The organism is Pseudomonas sp. PB105, assembly GCF_009764655.1.
Classification (GTDB): Bacteria; Pseudomonadota; Gammaproteobacteria; order Pseudomonadales; family Pseudomonadaceae; genus Aquipseudomonas; species Aquipseudomonas cyclaminis.
The window spans coordinates 97,365-115,667 of the sequence record NZ_RWIO01000054.1 but is presented as its reverse complement, the minus strand read 5'-3'; the positions used below and the strand labels follow the sequence as shown (position 1 = coordinate 115,667).

Below are 18,303 nucleotides of genomic sequence, written 5' to 3'. Positions count from 1 at the left end.
CCGGGTTTTCTGTATCCATCATGCAGCCGGTGCATGAGTCGCAAAGTGCGGCTTCGCCAACGTCTCCGGCATCGCCACCCACAACAGCGCCAACGCGACACCCGCAACGCCGGCCAGGGTCAGGAAGGCCGCGTTGTAACCCGCCTGTTGCACCACGAACCCCGCCAGGCTGTTGCTCAATGCCGCGCCCAAGCCAAACACCGTGGACAGCGCGCCCAGGCTCACGTTGAAACGGCCGGTGCCTTGGGTCAGGTCTTTGACGATCACCGGGAACAGCGCGCCGAAGATCCCCGCGCCGATGCCGTCGAGCATTTGCACGGCCACTAGCCAATAGGGGTCGCTGGACAGGGTGTAGAGCACGCCACGCAGCGGCAGAATCATAAAGCCGAACATCAGCAGCGGCTTGCGCCCCCACACGTCAGCCTTGACGCCTACCAGCCAGGCGATCGGCACCATCACCAATTGTGCGGCGACGATGCAGGCTGAAGTCAGCGGGGTGGCCATCTGCAGGTTGATTTGGGACAGTTTCTGGCTGACCAGCGGCAACATGGCGGCGTTGGCCAGGTGGAAGAGCGCGCAGCAAATGGCGAACAGCAGCAGCGGGCGGTTGGCCAGCAATACTTTCACGCCCGAGGGATGTTCGTGGTCGGTGGCATGGGCCGGATCGAAACCGCGGGCGACCTCGTGGTCGATGGCCTTGGCGGACACGCAACTGACCGCGACGATACTGGCCACCGCCATAAACGCCATCAGGTAGAACACCACGACTGGTCCATACAGGTAAGCCAAGCCACCGGCCAGCAGTGCGGCCACGGCGTTGCCGGCGTGGTTGAAGGTTTCATTGCGCCCGGTGCGGCGGGTAAAGGCGCGCGGGCCGGTGATCCCCAGCGAAATCGCGGAGATTGCCGGGGCAAACACGGACGCGGCGACGGCGCTGGCGGCCTGGGTCAAGGCCACCAGGCTGAACGCGCTGACGAAGGGCAGCACCAGGCAACTGGCAGTCACCAGGATGGCGGCGAGGGCAACCACGGCGCGCTTGCTGCGTGTGCGGTCAATCAGTGCACCGGCCGGGCCCTGGGTCAGCAGCGCGGCGATACCTGCCAGGGTCATGACCACGCCGATGCTGGCCGGGTCCCACTTGTGCACGGCCAGCAGGTAGATAGCCAGGTACGGGCCGAGGCCGTCCCGCACATCCGCCAGGAAGAAGTTCAGGCTGTCCAAAGACAGGGCATTACGCAGGTCGGAGTGGTTGGCCACGATGAAGGCTTCGCTGAGGCGGTGTTCAAGGGCTGAACACGCACTGCGTTAGTGACCTGCAAGGCGTGCGTTAAGTTTCGCCGGTTGCCCGGGGTTTTAATCTGCGGGCATCTGCCGTATTTTTTTGTGCCCCGCCGCATGACTTATCTGGAGACGCAATGGACATGCCCTCAGCTCAACAGGCAATTGCCCGTAACAAGGACGCTTGGGATCAATCTGCCAGCCTGCATAAAACCACCGACACCTGGCACGCGATGCTCAAGCGTGTCGGCAATACGGATTTTTCCTGCCTGGACCCCACCATTACCGGGGTGCTGCAAGACATCGGTGTCGCCGGCAAGGACGTGGTGCAACTGTGCTGCAACAATGGTCGTGAAAGCTTGTCGCTGTTCGCCCTGAACGCACGCTCGGTAGTGGGGGTGGACCAATCCGCGGCGTTTCTCCAGCAGGCGCGTGAGCTTGCCGAGGTGTCGCCCCATGCGCCTGAATTTATCGAAAGCGATATCCACCACTTGCCGCAGCGTTTGCATGAGCGCTTCGACATCGCGCTGGTCACCATCGGCGTGCTCGGCTGGATGCCGGATGTGGCGCTGTTCATGCGCCATGCCGCCAGCACGCTGAAGCCCGGCGGTACGCTGGTGATGTATGAAACCCATCCGTTTCTCGAAGTGTTCGACCCCAGGGCGCAAAACCCGTTGTTGCCGGCCAGCTCGTACTTTCAGCGCGAGCCGTTTGTGCTGCAAGAGTCGATTGTCTATGAAGGCCGGGGCGCGGTAGCCGGGCCGACGTCGTACTGGTACGTGCACACCTTGGGCGACCTGGTGAACGCCACGATTGGCGCCGACTTGCAGATCAGTCACTTGCAGGAATATGCACACTCCAATCGCGAAGAACTCTACGACCAGTACGAGCACCAGCCGGCGCAATTGCCGCTGTGCTTTACCCTGACCGCCACCAAACGGCCAGCCTGACCCGGTGGTGTCCAGGCAAAAAAAAGCCCGCGAAGACAGGCGGGCCAAGGGATTCACTGGAGTAGGTAGGCCTCACCTTATTGCGTTGAAAGTGAAGGCGTGGTGAAAACGCTGTCGCAATTTCGGATGGCCTACGGTTCAAGCGCGCCGTATGAAGCTGCGCATGGTCTGGCCTGCACCCGTCCTGAATGAGACTGGCCTGGGCATGCCTTCATCCGCCGCGATGAACACAAATGTATCGCCTTCGAGGCGGTAGCTGGCCGGCAGGTGTTTGCCGGCGTCTTCTCCGATGGAGTCCACCCAGGTGATGCTTTTGGGGACGGTAGTGCCGTCGAGGAAAAACTGGCCCTCCAGCAACACCTCACCACAGAGGGTCTTTACTTCGAAACGGTCGCCGGTGATTAGGGTAATTGCCCCCGGGGCACTGTGCGCATCGGGGGGGTTGAGTACGCCATTGTCCTCCAGCGAGGTTTGTTCCCAGGCTCCTTGGAGCGCTTGAACATCTGGGTCTGAAATGGCTGACATACAAATTCCTTTTTGCTGAAGGGTTAATTGCCGGCTGGCATGGAGGATGCTGATTTTTTTTGCCCGCTTGACGCGAAAGGTATGTAGGAATCGTCCTGTTTTTTGCTTTTTTTGTAACTTTTCCTTTGTCGAAGGGTCATTAACGTTACTTTACCAGCCCGCCGCATAACTTAACTTCTATGCTCGTGGACAACCGCGTAACTGAAATGAAACTTCTCGCTGCTTATCATTGGGTGTGAGGATTCAGTCACTCGGGTGGTGGACGTTGCCCCCTGTTTATACGGTTGTTATTCAGGGCTGTGTTTTTAGGCGCTGGATTTCAACTCATCAGGGTGTACTACATTTGAACAACACTCCTCAGCTTCGCCTACCTTCGACATCGGATGAAATTGATCTCGTTGAACTCCTCCACGCAGTATGGAAGCAAAAAAAACTGGTCATCGGTTGCACGATACTGGTTGGCCTTCTGGGAGTAGGTTACGCATTTCTTGCGCCCAGGGTTTACCAGGTCAGCAGTGTGCTGCGGCCAGCGGCGATCAATGAGCTGGATGCCCTCAATCGTTCCGAGGTATACGAGTTGCCGCCGGCCGAGGCGTTGGCCAAGGTCGGCGCACAACTGGACTCCTACGAGGCCCGGCTGGGCTTTTTCAGGGCCAACCCGGCACTTTTCGAAGCCTTCCAGCGCCCTGGGCAAAGCCTGGAGCAGAGCTTTGAAGCCTTCAACCGCGATGGCATTAACCTGGTGATGCCAGATTTGAAGAAGGCTGACGCAGTCAACGCTTACGTTCGCCTGGAAATGCAGTACCCCAAGGGGGTTGATGGCGCGGCCATTCTTAACGGATTTGTCGACTACGCCATTGCACAGGAGCGCAACCAGGTAGGTGCCGACCTCAAGGTTATTGTCAATAACCGCCTCAACGAACTCAAGGGTAAGATCGACGCCGCACGTGCCAACTACGAAGCGGCTAAAGAATCGAAGATCGCCATGCTGCTGGAGTCGGATCAAGTCAAACGCGCACGTTTGCAGGATGAACTCACGGCGTTGCGTTTGCAGATGAAGATCGAGCGCACCAATCACCTTGCGGAACTGGCCGAGGCCATCTCCATTGCCAAGTCCGTTGGCTTCAAGACCCCCACCGCCCCCTCATCCATGGGAGGGAGCTCCCTGAACGGCTCGAACCCGACCATGCGCACCGTGGTAACTAATCAGAAGACCCCGTTGTACTTCATGGGCACCGAAGTGCTGGAAGCGGAGCGGGCAGCGCTGCAACAGCGTACCGATGACGATTTCACCAACAGCAGGGTGGCCGAGATCTCCAAGGAACTGCGCATGCTCGACACAAACCGTGAAGTCGAGGTTCTCAACAATCGTAAAAATGGAGATATTTTCCTGCGGGACGTTGAACGGCTGTGGGCGGAAGAGGCGCGGCTGCGCGGCCTGAATATCGATATGACTGGGCTGAAACTGGTCACTGTGGATCGTCGGGCACAGCCGCCGCTGTACCCGATAAAACCAACGGTGGGCATCATCATCGCACTGAGCGTATTGGCGGGGCTGCTACTGGGAGTGTTCGTGGCATTGATCCGGCATTTCGTGCAGGCTCGGCGTGCGGTCGGGCAGTTTTCGGTGTTCGATGATCGCCAGTCGCCGCGCCAATAGGGCGAGCCGTTACACGGGCAGCCTGTCGAGGCAGCTGCCCAGGACACTCTGTAGACAGCTTTTCACAATTCTCGGTTAACTTTTAGTTACAGAATATGGCTAAATAACTGTCAGTGGCCATGGAACTGCTTGTCATCAAGCCGCTCCTGGTGCCTGTCTGTGAATTGTGATTTCAGTTGCTGCTATCCATCCTCGGCCGTCGTGGGCACGCAGGAGCAGCCTGTTCTCTACTGACGTGTGACGAAATCCCTTGAAACTGATCATTGTTGTCCTCTATGTCGCCTCCATAGCGTATGTACACCTGCGTGGCCGGGTTCGGCACAAACTGGGTCGCCAACTGAGTGATCATTCGACCTTCCTGGCACCCATCAACTGTTTTCTGTATCTGTGCTCCAAACTGCCCGGCCGACCGTATCTTTCGACCAGCGATTTCCCCGACCTGAGCCCCTTGCAGGAGCACTGGGAGGAGATTCGTGAAGAGGGCCAGAACCTGATGCGAGCAGGGGCGATCAAGCGTTCCGACCAGTACGATGACGTTGGTTTCAACTCGTTTTTCAAGTCGGGCTGGAAGCGGTTCTACCTCAAGTGGTATGGCGACAGTCACCCGTCGGCAATGAAACTGTGCCCGCGCACCACCGAGTTGGTGCAGAGCATCGGTTCGATCAAGGCCGCGATGTTCGCCGAACTGCCGCCGGGTTCCAAGCTGGTGCGCCATCGCGATCCCTACGCCGGGTCCTACCGTTATCACCTGGGCCTGGATACGCCGAACGATCCGGGCTGCTACATCAACGTGGACGGGGAAAACTATTACTGGCGCGACGGTGAGCCGGTGATGTTCGACGAGACCTTTATCCACTACGCCGAAAACGCTACGCAGCAGAACCGCCTCATCCTGTTCTGCGATGTCGAGCGCCCGATGAAGTACCGCTGGGCGGCTGCATTCAATCGCTGGTTCAGCCGCACGGTGATGGCGGCGGCGGGTTCGCCCAACGACTCGGGCGACAAGACCGGCGGGCTTAACCGCGCGTTTACGCAGCTGTACAAGATCCGCCTGCGCGGCAAAGCGCTAAAAAAACGCAACCGCACGCGTTATTACCTGGAAAAATGGGCAATTTTCGCGGCCTTGGCGCTGATCTTCGTGCTTATCTAAAGCTCGCTCCGGGCGCCTTCACTGCGGTGGCTGGGCGCCCAATTTGTGCCACATTTTCTTGCTGATCTTCTGCCGATGGGCATAACCCGCCCACGGGTCTTCCTTCAGCCGCTGCAAGCGTTGGTGCAGATTAGCCACCGTCCACTGCTGCGCGCCGCGCACTTGCGGCAATTCCTTGCGACTGACCGGCACCGACACCGGCAGCCCTGGGCGTGCCCGTACCGAATACGCCGCCACGGTACTCGCGCCCCGTGCGTTGCGCAGGTAGTCGATAAAGATCTTGCCGACACGGTTTTTCGGCCCGGACGTGGCGGTAAAGCGCTCGGGCAATTGCTGGGTCATGAATTGGGCAATGGCCTTGGCGAACGCTTTTACCGTCTCCCAACCGTCCCGACGCGCCAGCGGCACTACCAGGTGCAGACCTTTGCCGCCGCTGGTTTTGACGAATGCTTCAAGGCCCAGATCGTCCAGTACCGACAAGGTCAGTTGCGCCGCTTCCAGCATGCTTTTCCAGGGCAGCGCCGGGTCCGGGTCGAGGTCGAGTACAAACAGGTCAGGGGTCTCGATCTTGTCCGAGGTGGCGCCCCAGGTATGGAATTCGACGCTACCCATTTGCACGGCGCCGACCAGGGCCTGGGTGCTGTCGATCTCCATCAGCCGCGCATGGCCGGGGTCCAGCGCGGCGTCCAGTTGCTTGATATGGGGAATCGCCAGGCGCTCTGAGTGTTTCTGGAAGAACTGCTCACCCTCGATGCCTTCCGGAGCCCTCAGCAAGGACACCGGGCGATGGCGCAGGAAGGGCAGGATCCATTCGCTGATACCTTCATAGAACTGCGCCAATTGCTGCTTTTGCGTGCCGCTGTGTGGGTCGATCACCCGCTCAGGATGGGTGATCTTCACCGCGCTCCTGGCTTGAGGGGCTTTCACGGATTCTGCCACCTGCGGCTGCTCGTGCACGATCTGCGCGGCCGGCTTATCGCTGCGCATGCCCATAAAGGCGGCATGGCGCACCACACCCTCACGGGTCCACTCGGCAAACTGCACTTCGCCGACCAGCGTCGGTTCCACCCACCGCACGCCTCGCGCCTGGGCACTGGTCAAGGCTTTGTGCAAAGGGGAGGTCGTGCGGGCCCGCGCCTTGAGCTGCGCGTAGATAGTGTCGAGCGAGGCCTGATCAAAACCGGTGCCCACGCGCCCGGCGTACCTCAGCCCGCTGTCGTCATTCACCGCCAGCAACAAGGCGCCAAAACCGCTGCGCGAACCCTGGGGGCGGGTATGCCCGACAATCACGAATTCCTGTCGCAACCGGCATTTGAGCTTGATCCAGTCGGCACTGCGCGTGGATGTGTAGGGGCTGCCCATGCGTTTGCCGATCACGCCTTCCAGGGCCAGGTTGCAGGCACTCTGCAAGATGTCCTGATGATGGGCAGTGAAGGCTTCGGAAAACCGCAGCAGCTTACTTTTGCTACTGGCCAGCGCGGCCTTGAGTTCGGCCCGGCGATCTTCCACGGGCGCCTGGCGCTGATCGCGGCCCTCCAGAAACGGCGCATCGAACAAGTAATAGACAAGGTCCAGGCTGCGGCCGCTGTCAAAGGCATTTTGCAGGGCCTGGAAGTCCGGTAACCCTTCAGGGTTGAGGCTGACCACTTCGCCATCCAGCCAACTGTCCTTGAGCTTGAGAGCGTGAAGGGCCTTGACCTGGCGGGGCAGGCGCTCGGTCCAGTCATGGCCGTTGCGGGTAAACAGCCGGACCTCGCCGTCGCGGATACGCGCCAGCATGCGGTAGCCATCAAACTTGATTTCGTACTGCCAGTCGCCGTCGGGTGCGCGGTCTACCAGAGTTGCCAATTGCGGAGTGAATTGCTCAGGCACAGCAGTGGCTTTTTTTTGCTTGGTTTTCGCATTGGCCTTGGCCTTGGGGGGCGCGATGGAGGCATCGCTGAGCACGCTTCCCGGCTCGGCTTGCACGATGTCGTAGTCGGCAGCGGGGCGCGCCTGTTGGTCGTTCTCTTTGATCAACAGCCATTGTTCCTTGTCACCGCTGCCTTTCAAGCGGGTGCGCACCAGTGCCCAATCTCCCGAGAGTTTTTCGCCCACCAGCGTGAACTTGAGTTTGCCGGCGGCGTAGGCCTTGTGTGGGTCGTCATGGGGTTGCCAGACTCCACGGTCCCAGACAATCACATCGCCAGCACCATATTGACCGGCCGGGATGCTGCCTTCGAAACTGCCGTAGCCCAGTGGGTGGTCTTCGACGTGCACCGCCAGGCGTTTCTGGCGAGGGTCGAGGCTGGGGCCCTTGGGCACGGCCCAGCTTTTGAGCACGCCGTCGAGTTCCAGGCGAAAGTCATAGTGCAGGTTGCGCGCGTCGTGCTTCTGGATCACGAATGACAGCGCCGACACCTTGCGCTTGCCGGTGGGCGCTTTGCCCGAAGGTTCTGCGGTGATCTTGAAATCACGCTTGCGGTTGTATTCATTCAGGGGCTTTGTCATGGGGTTCTCCGCGTGCTGGCGGGCTCAAGAGGCCTTTTTCTTGGTGGTTTTCTTCGCCGCCGGCTTGCCGGCCAGGCTGCGCTTGAGCAGTTCGGTCAGGTCGATCACGTCGGCCGACTTGCGCTCTTCGCTGCCTTCCTGGGATTCCACGTCTTCGATCTTGCCGGCCTTGGCCTTCTTGGCCACCAGCGCCATGATTTTTTCCTGAAAGCTGTCGCGGTAGTCCTCCGGCTGCCAGTCGGCGCTCATGTCTTCCACCAGCCGCTTGGCCATGTCCAGCTCACCCTTGGCCAGGGACGGCTTGGTCACGTCGCTGCCCAGTTCCAGTTCATCCAGGCTGCGCACCTCGGCGGGCCAGCGCAGCATCACCAGCACCAGAGCCGAGTCCAGCGGCATCAGCGCCGCGAGATGCTGCTTGGTGTGCAGCACCACATTGGCCAGGGCGACCTTGCGGGTTTTCTTGAGGGTTTCCCGTAGCAATGCGTAGACCTTGCCACCGCGTTTGTCCGGCGCGAGGAAGTAAGGCGTGTCGATGTTCTGCAAGGGGATCTGGTCGCTGGCGACAAAGGCGATGATGTCGATGGTTTGGGTGGATTTGGGGTGGGCCGCACGAATCTCTTCTTCGCTGAGCACCACATAGCGACCCTTCTCGAACGCTACGCCCTTGACGATGTGCTCCTTGGTGACTTCCTTGCCAGTGGTCTTGTTGATGCGCTTGTAGCCCACCGGGTCCATGCTGCGCTTGTCCAACCAGTCGAAATCCACGCCCTGGGCGGACGTGGCCGAGACCAGTGACACCGGGATATGAACCAAACCGAAGCTGATGGCGCCTTTCCAGATGGCCCGTGGCATATGAGCGATTCCTTGATCAGAGACTGTGTTCGGGTGACTCGCAGGCGCTGGAAAAAGTTTCCCCGGACAGATGCGCGGACAGATCGTGTTACACCTGATGAGGAAGTATTTAGTTACCAAAGCCGAACCCCAGGCGTAGCGTGGTATCGAACGCAGGTACTCCTCGCCCCAGAGAGGCTTTGTCATGATCACCCGAGTGCATCAACTTGCAGCGCTGGCGTTGGGCCTGGCACTTGCAGCCACCGCCCAGGCGCAGAACTTGCCTGGCAGCAACAGCACTAACAACGGCCCCATCCACCGCGCCAATCCCAACAGCATGCAGGGCACCCAGCCCAATGCGCCGGCGATTCGCGGCACCCAGACCGTGCCGACCCCGCGCACGCCGACCCTGGAAAACGGCGGCATCGGCAACCGCTATCCCCAACGCGAGGCCGCGCCCAGTCGCCCGGCCACCGAGACCAAAGCCCCCACATTTGATGCCAACGGCAATCGCCGGTAAGGACTTGTCTTATGTTTATACGCAAAACCCTGTTAGCCGTTATGTGCGCGACGACCCTGACCTCGGTTTACGCCGCCGGTTCGCAGCAATTTCCCAGTGAGCAAGGCAGTCTGAGCGTCACGGCGGTCGCCAAAGGCCTGGACCACCCCTGGGCCGTGGCGTTTCTGCCGGACCAGCAAGGTTTCCTGGTGACCGAACGCCCAGGCCATCTGCGGGTTGTCAGCCCGGATGGCAAGCTCTCGGCACCTCTGAGCGGGGTGCCTGAGGTGTGGGCCAAGGGGCAGGGCGGTTTACTCGATGTGGTGCTCTCGCCTGATTTCAAAGAGGACCGCACGGTCTACCTGTCGTACGCCGAAGGCGGCGGCGAAGGCGGTACGGCCGGTACGGTGGTGGGCCGTGGACGGTTGGCAGCGGACCTCAGCGGCCTGAGCGATTTCAAAGTCATCCTGCGCCAGGAGCCGAAGCTGTCCACCGGCAATCACTTCGGCTCGCGCCTGGCCTTTGACCAGAATGGCTACTTGTTCGTGACCCTGGGCGAAAACAACGACCGGCCCACCGCCCAGGACCTGGACAAGCTGCAGGGCAAGGTTGTGCGGATCTACCCCGATGGCCGCGTGCCGGATGACAACCCCTTCGTCGGTCAGCCGGGCGTACGGCCCGAGATCTGGTCCTACGGCCAACGCAACCCGCAGGGCCTGGCGCTGAATCCCTGGAGCGGCACGATCTGGGAAAACGAGCACGGGCCACGAGGCGGTGACGAGATCAACATCATCGAGCGGGGCAAAAACTACGGCTGGCCCCTGGCGACCCACGGTATCAACTACTCCCTGACGCCGATCCCGGAGGCCAAGGGCAAGACGGCGCAAGGCACCGTGGCGCCTCACCATGTGTGGGAGAAGTCACCGGGCATCAGTGGCATGGCGTTTTATGACAGTGACCGCTTCAAGGCGTGGCAGCACAACGTGTTCATCGGCGCGCTGGCCAGCCAGGAACTGATCCGGTTGCAGTTCGACGGCGACAAGGTCATCCATGAGGAGCGTTTGCTGGGCGGTTTGAAGGCACGCATTCGCGACGTGCGGCAGGGGCCGGATGGCTACCTGTATGTGCTGACGGATGAAGACCGCGGCGTTCTTTACCGTGTCGGCCTGAATCAGGACTGAAGGGTGGCGCCCAGCCCCCACAGCCCTGCGTCGTTGTCGGTATCAGGCGATTGTATGACGCAATGAGGCTATTTTTGCGGTCGGCATGCCGCGTACTGTGACCCGTCATTAAGAAATGATGATCGCCTGACCCTCCAGTCAGTACGTTTAATGTCGATCACAGAGAATAAAAACAACGATGAATAGCCCGATTTCCAAGGATTCAAACGGCCAACTGGCGCAGGGCTTCAAGCCGCGCCATGTGACCATGCTCTCGATTGCCGGGATTATCGGGGCGGGGCTGTTTGTCGGCTCCGGCCATGCGATTGCGGCAGCGGGGCCGGCGGTGATGCTGGCCTATCTCTTTTCAGGGCTGCTGGTGGTGCTGGTCATGCGCATGCTGGGGGAAATGGCCGTGGCCAATCCGGACACCGGCTCCTTCTCGACCTACGCCGACCAAGCCATCGGCCGCTGGGCCGGGTTTACCATTGGCTGGCTGTATTGGTGGTTCTGGGTGCTGGTGATTCCCATCGAAGCCCTGGCCGCCGGGCATATCCTCAATCAGTGGTTCCCGCAGATCGACGCTTGGCTGTTTGCCTTGTTGTCGATCTTTTTGCTGGTGATCACCAATTTGTTCAGCGTCTCCAAATACGGCGAGTTCGAGTTCTGGTTTGCCATGGCCAAGGTCATCGCGATCATCGGGTTTATCGGCCTGGGCGGTGCGGTATTGATGGGCTGGATTCCCGAGCGCGAAGCCAGCGGTTTGAGCCGTCTGATGGAAGACCATGGCGGTTTCGCGCCCAACGGGCTGTCTGCGGTCGTCGGCGCCTTTATCACCATCATGTTCAGTTTTATCGGCACTGAAGCCGTCACCATTGCCGCCGCCGAGTCCAGCAACCCGGCGCAGAACATTGCCCGGGCGACCCGTTCGGTGATGTGGCGCATCGGTGTGTTCTACGTGCTGTCGATCTTTGTGGTGATTTCCGTGGTGCCCTGGAATGACCCGCTGTTGGCATCGGTCGGCTCTTATCAGCGCGCGCTGGAGCTGATGAACATACCCCACGCCAAATTGCTGGTGGACGTGGTGGTATTGATCGCCGTGGCCAGTTGCATGAACTCCTCGATCTACATTGCTTCGCGCATGCTGTATTCACTGGGCAAGCGTGGAGATGCGCCAACGCTGATGAAAAAAACCTCAGCCGCCAGTGTGCCAAGGGCCGCCGTGATCGCCAGTACGGTGCTTGGGGCAGGCGTGACCTTGCTCAGTTACTTCATGCCGGCCGGGCTGTTCCAGTTTCTGCTGGCCAGCTCGGGGGCCATTGCGTTGCTGGTGTACCTGGTGATCGCCGTATCGCAACTGCGCATGCGCAAGATCCTGCAAAGCCGAAACATCGCGCTGACGTTCAAGATGTGGTTGTTTCCATGGCTGACTTGGGTGGTGATCGTGTTCATTTGCGCGGCCTTGGCGGTGATGCTGTTGAGCCCCGAACATCGCCTTGAAGTGTCGTCGACCATCTGCCTCGCGTTGCTGATTTCCCTGGCCGGCGTGATCACGGCGCGGCAACCCGAGCGGGTGCAGAAACCGATAGCGGTCGCCTCGCGCCCATGAAAGTCCGGCCCGTCACCGCTGTTGTGTTTGTGCTGCTGGATCAGTTCACCTTGATCTCGTTGGCGTCTGCAGTAGAACCGTTGCGCATGGCCAATCAACTCTCGGGTCAGGAACTCTATCGTTGGCACACCGCCAGTTGCGACGGTAATCCCGTGTGGGCCAGCGATGGCATGCCGATCACGCCTGACGGTTCCATAGCCAGCGTACCCTCGGCCGATATCGTGTTTGTGTGCGGCGGAACGGGTATTCAAAGCACCGTCACCCGCGAACTGGTGAAGTGGCTGCGTACCCAGGCGCGCTATTGCAGGCAACTGGGTGGCATCTGCACCGGCAGCTGGGTGCTGGCGCAGGCGGCGCTGCTCGACGGTTTTGAGTGCAGCGTGCATTGGGAATGGCTGGCAGCGATGCAGGAAGCCTTTCCACGGGTAACCGTCAGCGCCAGCCTGTTCACCCTCGACCGGGATCGTCTCACCAGTTCCGGGGGCACCGCGCCCATGGACATGATGCTGCACCTGATCGGCCGTGAGCATGGGCACGAGCTGTCGGCGGCCATCTCCGACATGTTCGTGTACGAGCGTATGCGCAATCAGCAAGACCATCAGCGCGTGCCCCTCAAGCACATGCTGGGCACCCAGCAACCGAAGCTGCAGGAAATCGTCGCGTTGATGGAGGCCAACCTGGAAGAGCCGATCAACCTGGATCAGTTGGCGGCATATGTGGACCTTTCACGCCGCCAGCTGGAGCGAATGTTCCAGAAATACCTGCACTGCTCACCGTCGCGCTACTACCTCAGGTTACGGCTGATCCGCGCGCGTCAGTTGCTCAAGCAAACCCCCATCTCCATCGTCGAACTGGCGGTGCTCTGTGGCTTTGTGTCCACCCCTCACTTCTCCAAATGCTACCGCGAGTATTTTGGCGTGCCGCCCAGCGACGAGCGGCTGGTGACGGCCAGCGAGCAGGGTGTTGGTACGAAACCGACCCGGGCCGCCATGCCGGTGCCCATGCCGATGAGTGCATTGGATCAGGCACGGGGCGAGGCGACATTTGCCAGTGTTAAAAACCTCAAGTCCTGAGCGTTGTCGAGCGCCAGCCTTGCGTTAAAGGCTGACACATGACTCTGTGCTGTGCTTTACCCTCAAGTTTCCCGCTGCCCAGCCGATGAAAGACTTAGCGTTGCGAGCTTTCTCCCTCGATGTACGCCCACGCTTCAGACAGCCTCACCCATAACAATTAAAGAGGGTAGCCATGACGATTTTACAGAGGGTGATCGGAGGCTTTGCCGTGCTTGTGCTGTTGCTGCTGACAATGGCCGGGATCAGCTATCAAAGCACGCATTCCATCAGCGAGCGCCTGGGCATTATTACGGGCCAATCGGCGCCGTTGAGTCGGGCCGCCAGTGAGTTGTACGTGCACATCCTGCGCGCGAACCAGGCGTTGCTGGCCATACTGATCAGCAACGATCTCAAACAGATCGACGCCGGCAAGCAACCGTTCACTGACAGCGTTGACCAGTTCAATCGTTTACTCGAAAGCACCGCGGTGTATGTCGTCGACCGGGACGAGCTGAAGGCCAGTCTCGCTCAACAGCGTCAGTTAGTGAATGCCTACACCGAACAGGCGCAAGCCCTGATGGCCTCGCATCGTGAGCATGTGCAGCAGCTCGCGCTGACGCGTGTGCTGCAAGGTTACAGCAGTGGCCAGGGTTCGCAGTTGACGGGTTTCTTGCGTGACGAGATTGCTCGTGCACGCGGTGCCGGCGACAACCAACAGGTCGCGGCAGCTGAAAAGCTGCTGTTGGAAGTCAATAAATCCTATGACGGACTGGCCGCCCATGCCGCGACGCCCGCCATCGAGAACCTGCAACGGGTGCTGAACCTGCAGGACGAGGTCATCAGCACACGCCTGCAGGCGTTATTGGCCGTCGACCCCAGAGGTGGACGGATTGCCGCCGTGATGGTCAATCGTCTGCTCACGGACCTGACCGGAGCCGACGGTGTATTCCATGCCTACCAGGCAGAGGCAAAACTGGGCGCCCAGGTCATGCAGCAACGCAATACGGTGGAAGCCGCACTGCAATCGACCCTTGGCAAGATTGGCGAGTTTGGCAGCCAATCCCTTGAGGTCGCCAATCAGGCCCGGGACGCTGCCAACGCCACCATCGGCACCAGCCGCAGCCTGTTGTTGATCGCTTGTGTACTGGCGGTGCTCGCCGCTGTGCTGATCGGGCTCTGGGTGGCTTTCAGCCTGCGCCGGCCGCTGGCCGCGTTTCGCGAGGTGCTCAAGCAACTGACGGCGGGTGATATGCGCGTCAGTTTCGACGTCTCGCGCAAGGATGAGTTTGGAGAGCTGGGCGGTTACCTGAACGAGCTGACCATTGCCCTGCGCAAAACCTTCCGCGAGCTGATCAGCTCCGCCGATGCCCTGGCGACCACGGCAGACAACAATGCCCTGAACAGTGAGCAGACCACCCGCGTGGTGGATGAACAAAAGGACCGGCTGCAATCGGCGGCCTCGGCCATGACTGAAATGGAAAGCACCGTGGAAGAGGTTGCACGGCGCGCCCAGGACACCCGCAAGGCGGTGGATGACACCAGTGACCTCACAGATGAGGTGCAGGAGCGTGTGGCCGAGACCATCGACAATATCCGGCGTCAGGCGGAGCAAGTAAACAAAGCCACGGAGGTCACTGACGAGTTGCAGAAGTACGGCCACACTATCGAGGGCATCGTGGTTGCCATCCGTACCATCGCCGAACAGACCAACCTGCTGGCGCTCAATGCCGCCATCGAAGCCGCGCGTGCGGGCGAGCAGGGCCGAGGTTTTGCCGTGGTTGCCGACGAGGTGCGCTCCCTGGCGAGTCGCACCCAGTCCTCAACCAGCGAAATCCAGGACATGATCGGCCGGATGCAGGAAACGATTCACTCCGTCGTCCAGGTGATGAACGAAAGTCAGGCGCAATCGAGCCAATGCGTGACCCTTGCCTCCGGTGCTGGGCAACTGCTGCACTCGATGAGCGCGGCGGTGGGCACGATTCGCGACATGAATATTCAGATCGCCGCCGCCACCGAGCAGCAGAGCGCCACCGTCGCGGAGACCAGTCGCATGGTCATCCAGATCAATGACTCAGCACAGCAGACCGCGCAAGGTGCCGAAGAATCGGCCAGCAGCAGCCAGCGCCTGTCGAGCATGGCCAAAGTGCAGCGTGAATTGCTTCATCAATTCAGCGTTTGATCCTCAGGAGCAAGAAAATGAACGCATGGTTGAAATGTTTCCTGGGGTCGGCGCTCTTAACCACGGGCCTGGCCCAGGCGGCCACACCGCTGGTGGGCGTGGCCATGGCCAAGTACGACGATAATTTCCAGGCGTTGCTGCGCAATGGCGTGCAGCAAAAGTCAGCGGCGATGGATATCGATATCTTTATGGAGAATGGGCAGGACAATGCTGAACTGCAGATGCGCCAGTTCCGCAACCTGATCCACTCCAAAGTCGACGCGATCATCGTGGCGGTGGTCGATGGCAAGAGCACGCCGCAGATGATGCGCCTGGCGAGTGAAGCGAATATTCCACTGGTGTTCGTCAACCGTAATCCATCGCCCGAAAAACTCACCGCCCGTGCGGCGTTTGTCGGTTCCAACGAACTGGAGTCAGGCACGTTGCAGATGGAAGAGTTGGCGCGCCGTGCCGGCTACAAGGGCAACGTGGTGATTTTGGTCGGCGACCCCGCCAATGCGTCCTCGCTGATGCGCACGGAGGACGTCGAAAAAGTCGTCGCCAAGTACCCGGACATGAAAATCGTGCAGAAAAAAGTCGCCAACTGGGAGCGCAGCCAGGCCGCCACGGTGGTCATGGACTGGGTGAAGCAAGGCGTCGACTTTTCGATTGTCGCCGCCAACAACGATGAGATGGCGATCGGCGCGATCATGGGCCTGGAGAAGGCGGGCAAACAGGCCAAGGATTACTGGGTCGGCGGCATCGACGGCACGTCGGATGGGCTCAAGCTCATGGCGGATGGAAAAATGGCAGTCAGTGTGTTCCAGGATGCCGTGGGGCAGGCCAATGGCGCGGTTGAGGCCGCTGTTCATCTGGCGCGTGGCGAAGGGTTGGAGGCGCCGATCATCTGGGTGCCGTTCCAACTGATTACCCCGGAGAATCGCCAGCATTTCGAGTGACAGGGTGGCGGAGCAGGCGGTCAATGCGCTGGGCTGGGCTTGTGGCGACACGGGGTGCAGGGGAGGTCGGGCGCCCCATGGCGCTCTAATCCTATTCGTGGAAAATCGTTGGAATGTTTGGCTTCTATAGCGGTCGATCAAACAATACCCCGATGAGTTCAGCACATGCCCATCGCAGATGAGATCGTCCAATACTTGCGTGAGCACGCCTTGGTAGTGACCACGGCGGAGTCCTGCACCGCAGGCAGAATCGTCACGCTGTTGTCTGAAGTGGAAGGCAGCGGCGAATTTATCGAATGTGGTTATGTGGTCTATTCGCCACAGGCCAAGCAACGATTGCTCCATGTCAGCCCCCAGACTATCGAGACGTTCAACCTGACGAGCGTCGAAGTTGCTGAGGAAATGGCCAGAGGGGCGTTACGAGACAGCACTGCAAATGCCGCCATCGCGACTACGGGGATACTCGGCCCCGACGCTGTGGACGGTATTCCCGCGGGCACAATTTGTTTTGCCTGGGCGTTTCAGTCCGATGACAAGTGCTATCTCTTCAGTCACGAGCACCGGTTCTTCGGCGGACGTTGTCAGGTTCAAGAGCAAGCCACCGAATACGCCTTGCGCCAGCTTCCCCATTTTCATCGCCGCGCGCAGCTCGGCGATACAGGTGAAGCCTGATGAGCGAAGACACCGATCATCCAGACTTGAAAAGCCGAAACCGTCCCGTTCGTGAGGACATGGCCTATCAATTGAAGGTCTGGCGTTTCGAGCGGGTCGGCTGGTACGTGTTGGTTCTGATTTTGGTGATGGCGCTCGGGGGCGTGTTTTCCAGAGGACTGCTCAGTTCGAGAGAGGTGCGTAGCGACGATGGGAAGGTCAGGGTCGAATACGAGATGTTTCATCGAAACGGCTCCACCAACTCGATGAAAATCACGCTGACAGAAAGGCCAAATTCACCCGTTGAACTGGAGCTGGCCGGGCAGTTGCTAGAGGGCTTCAGCATTGAAACCTTACAACCCGAACCGTTGCGATCACGAAGCTCCTCACAGGGCATGAAACTCTGGATGCAAACTGACGCCGATGGACAGGCGATCCTGTACCTCACCTTACGCGGCGACGCGGTCGGTCTCTTGCGCAGCAAAATCATCTCAGCCGGCACTTCAAGCGTAAGGCTTGTTCAATTCATTTTTCCTTAGGTGACCTATGGACTCTGTCTTGCGTGCAGGAGCAATGTATTTAGCCCTTATGGTGCTCTTCAAGATTGCTGGGCGGCGCTCATTGGCAGAGCTGACGACCTTCGATTTCGTCTTGCTGATGATGATCGGCGAAGCCACCCAGCAAGCGCTGCTGGGCGATGATTTTTCCATCACCAACGGCGTGCTCGTCATCGTGACGCTGATCGCCATTGACGTTGGCCTATCGCTGCTTAAACAGCGTTCTGGCTGGGTATCAAGGCTGATCGATGGTGAGCCAACGATCATCGTCGAGAATGGCAAGCTCCTGCACAGACGCCTGCGTCACGCTCGATTAATCGAAGCCGATGTAATGGAGGCTGCGCGCTCCAGCCAAGGTATCGAGAGGCTGGAAGAGATCAAGTTCGCGATAATTGAGCGCAACGGAAAAATCTCCATCATTGCTAAAGAAAATTAAAACGCAGACCCGTACTAGCTGCAGACCCGTGATTTTCTTGGAACGTCCGTATTCGCACGGAGCCTAAGGGTTAACACCCTAAGGAGGGCTAAACCATGTCTGAAGCCACCAGCTATTTTGCGATTGCTGTCGCCGTGTTCATTCTGCTTGTCGATCTATTGGCCATTGTCAGCGTGTTTCGGAGCGACAAAACCGTAGGGATAAAATCAGCGTGGGCGCTTGGTCTGATCATATTCCCGGTAGTGGGTTTGGTCGTCTGGGGAGTCGCCGGACCACGGGGCGTCAAGGAGGGGCCTTCCTCGCCCGAGCACAGTAAAGGCTGACGCTTAAAGCTACGG

Annotated in this window: 17 protein-coding genes and 1 pseudogene; 14 read left to right on the top strand and 4 right to left on the bottom strand. The window is 59.6% G+C overall.

What is annotated here, in order from left to right; translation table 11 throughout:
- Positions 1-18: 18 nt before the first annotated feature.
- Positions 19-1,257, bottom strand: coding sequence for an MFS transporter (locus tag EJD88_RS14435; protein WP_099583125.1), 1,239 nt, complete (start codon positions 1,255-1,257; stop codon positions 19-21).
- Between the two features lie 158 nt (positions 1,258-1,415).
- On the opposite strand from EJD88_RS14435, the gene EJD88_RS14430 reads away from it, so the two are divergent.
- On the top strand, positions 1,416-2,228 hold the full coding sequence (locus tag EJD88_RS14430; RefSeq protein WP_158878302.1) for a bifunctional 2-polyprenyl-6-hydroxyphenol methylase/3-demethylubiquinol 3-O-methyltransferase UbiG: 813 nt from the start codon (positions 1,416-1,418) through the stop codon (positions 2,226-2,228).
- A 138-nt stretch (positions 2,229-2,366) separates the two neighbouring features.
- Here EJD88_RS14430 and EJD88_RS14425 read toward each other — a convergent pair whose 3' ends face one another.
- Positions 2,367-2,753, bottom strand: a complete 387-nt coding sequence (locus EJD88_RS14425; protein ID WP_158878301.1) for a TIGR03067 domain-containing protein — start codon at positions 2,751-2,753, stop codon at positions 2,367-2,369.
- Between the two features lie 343 nt (positions 2,754-3,096).
- Here EJD88_RS14425 and EJD88_RS14420 point away from each other — a divergent pair, with 343 nt between their 5' ends.
- Complete coding sequence (locus EJD88_RS14420) at positions 3,097-4,413, top strand: Wzz/FepE/Etk N-terminal domain-containing protein (protein WP_158878332.1); 1,317 nt, start codon at positions 3,097-3,099, stop codon at positions 4,411-4,413.
- A gap of 250 nt (positions 4,414-4,663) precedes the next feature.
- On the top strand, positions 4,664-5,563 hold the full coding sequence (lpxO, locus tag EJD88_RS14415) for a lipid A hydroxylase LpxO (protein ID WP_158878300.1): 900 nt from the start codon (positions 4,664-4,666) through the stop codon (positions 5,561-5,563).
- A gap of 18 nt (positions 5,564-5,581) precedes the next feature.
- On the opposite strand, the gene ligD is transcribed toward lpxO, so the two are convergent.
- The gene (gene ligD, locus EJD88_RS14410) at positions 5,582-8,053 is read right to left on the bottom strand and encodes a DNA ligase D (protein WP_158878299.1); all 2,472 of its coding nucleotides are present in this window, start codon (positions 8,051-8,053) and stop codon (positions 5,582-5,584) included.
- A gap of 24 nt (positions 8,054-8,077) precedes the next feature.
- Positions 8,078-8,905 (bottom strand): Ku protein, encoded by an 828-nt coding sequence (locus EJD88_RS14405; RefSeq protein ID WP_099583120.1) that lies wholly within the window; start codon positions 8,903-8,905, stop codon positions 8,078-8,080.
- Positions 8,906-9,089: 184 nt separating this feature from the next.
- Here EJD88_RS14405 and EJD88_RS14400 point away from each other — a divergent pair, with 184 nt between their 5' ends.
- The 11 genes and pseudogenes from EJD88_RS14400 (at position 9,090) to EJD88_RS14355 (ending at position 18,288) form a co-directional block, all read left to right on the top strand.
- A complete protein-coding gene (locus EJD88_RS14400) occupies positions 9,090-9,404 on the top strand; it encodes a hypothetical protein (RefSeq protein ID WP_099583119.1) in 315 nt (104 codons plus the stop codon).
- An 11-nt stretch (positions 9,405-9,415) separates the two neighbouring features.
- Positions 9,416-10,564, top strand: coding sequence for a PQQ-dependent sugar dehydrogenase (locus EJD88_RS14395; protein ID WP_158878298.1), 1,149 nt, complete (start codon positions 9,416-9,418; stop codon positions 10,562-10,564).
- 178 nt (positions 10,565-10,742) lie between these two features.
- Positions 10,743-12,152 (top strand): GABA permease, encoded by a 1,410-nt coding sequence (gene gabP, locus EJD88_RS14390; RefSeq protein ID WP_112195406.1) that lies wholly within the window; start codon positions 10,743-10,745, stop codon positions 12,150-12,152.
- Positions 12,149-13,225 carry a GlxA family transcriptional regulator gene (locus tag EJD88_RS14385; RefSeq protein ID WP_158878297.1) on the top strand — a complete coding sequence of 359 codons (1,077 nt, stop codon included), beginning with the start codon at positions 12,149-12,151 and terminating at the stop codon, positions 13,223-13,225. Before gabP ends, EJD88_RS14385 begins: the two co-directional genes overlap by 4 nt.
- Before the next feature lie 172 nt (positions 13,226-13,397).
- Positions 13,398-14,525 (top strand): annotated as a pseudogene (locus EJD88_RS27560) (HAMP domain-containing protein); the annotation flags it as partial.
- Positions 14,526-14,669: 144 nt separating this feature from the next.
- Positions 14,670-15,383 (top strand): methyl-accepting chemotaxis protein, encoded by a 714-nt coding sequence (locus EJD88_RS27555; RefSeq protein ID WP_371926557.1) that lies wholly within the window; start codon positions 14,670-14,672, stop codon positions 15,381-15,383.
- A 17-nt stretch (positions 15,384-15,400) separates the two neighbouring features.
- Entirely contained in the window at positions 15,401-16,321 is a 921-nt protein-coding gene (locus EJD88_RS14375) for a substrate-binding domain-containing protein (protein ID WP_158878295.1), read from the top strand.
- Between the two features lie 165 nt (positions 16,322-16,486).
- On the top strand, positions 16,487-16,993 hold the full coding sequence (locus EJD88_RS14370) for a CinA family protein (protein WP_158878294.1): 507 nt from the start codon (positions 16,487-16,489) through the stop codon (positions 16,991-16,993).
- Positions 16,993-17,511, top strand: coding sequence for a hypothetical protein (locus EJD88_RS14365; RefSeq protein ID WP_158878293.1), 519 nt, complete (start codon positions 16,993-16,995; stop codon positions 17,509-17,511). The genes EJD88_RS14370 and EJD88_RS14365 overlap by 1 nt, the downstream gene beginning before the upstream one ends.
- A 7-nt stretch (positions 17,512-17,518) precedes the next feature.
- Positions 17,519-17,965, top strand: a complete 447-nt coding sequence (locus EJD88_RS14360; protein ID WP_054070289.1) for a DUF421 domain-containing protein — start codon at positions 17,519-17,521, stop codon at positions 17,963-17,965.
- A 95-nt stretch (positions 17,966-18,060) separates the two neighbouring features.
- Positions 18,061-18,288: a PLD nuclease N-terminal domain-containing protein gene (locus EJD88_RS14355; RefSeq protein WP_099583105.1), complete on the top strand. Its 228-nt coding sequence runs from the start codon at positions 18,061-18,063 to the stop codon at positions 18,286-18,288.
- Positions 18,289-18,303 lie beyond the last annotated feature (15 nt).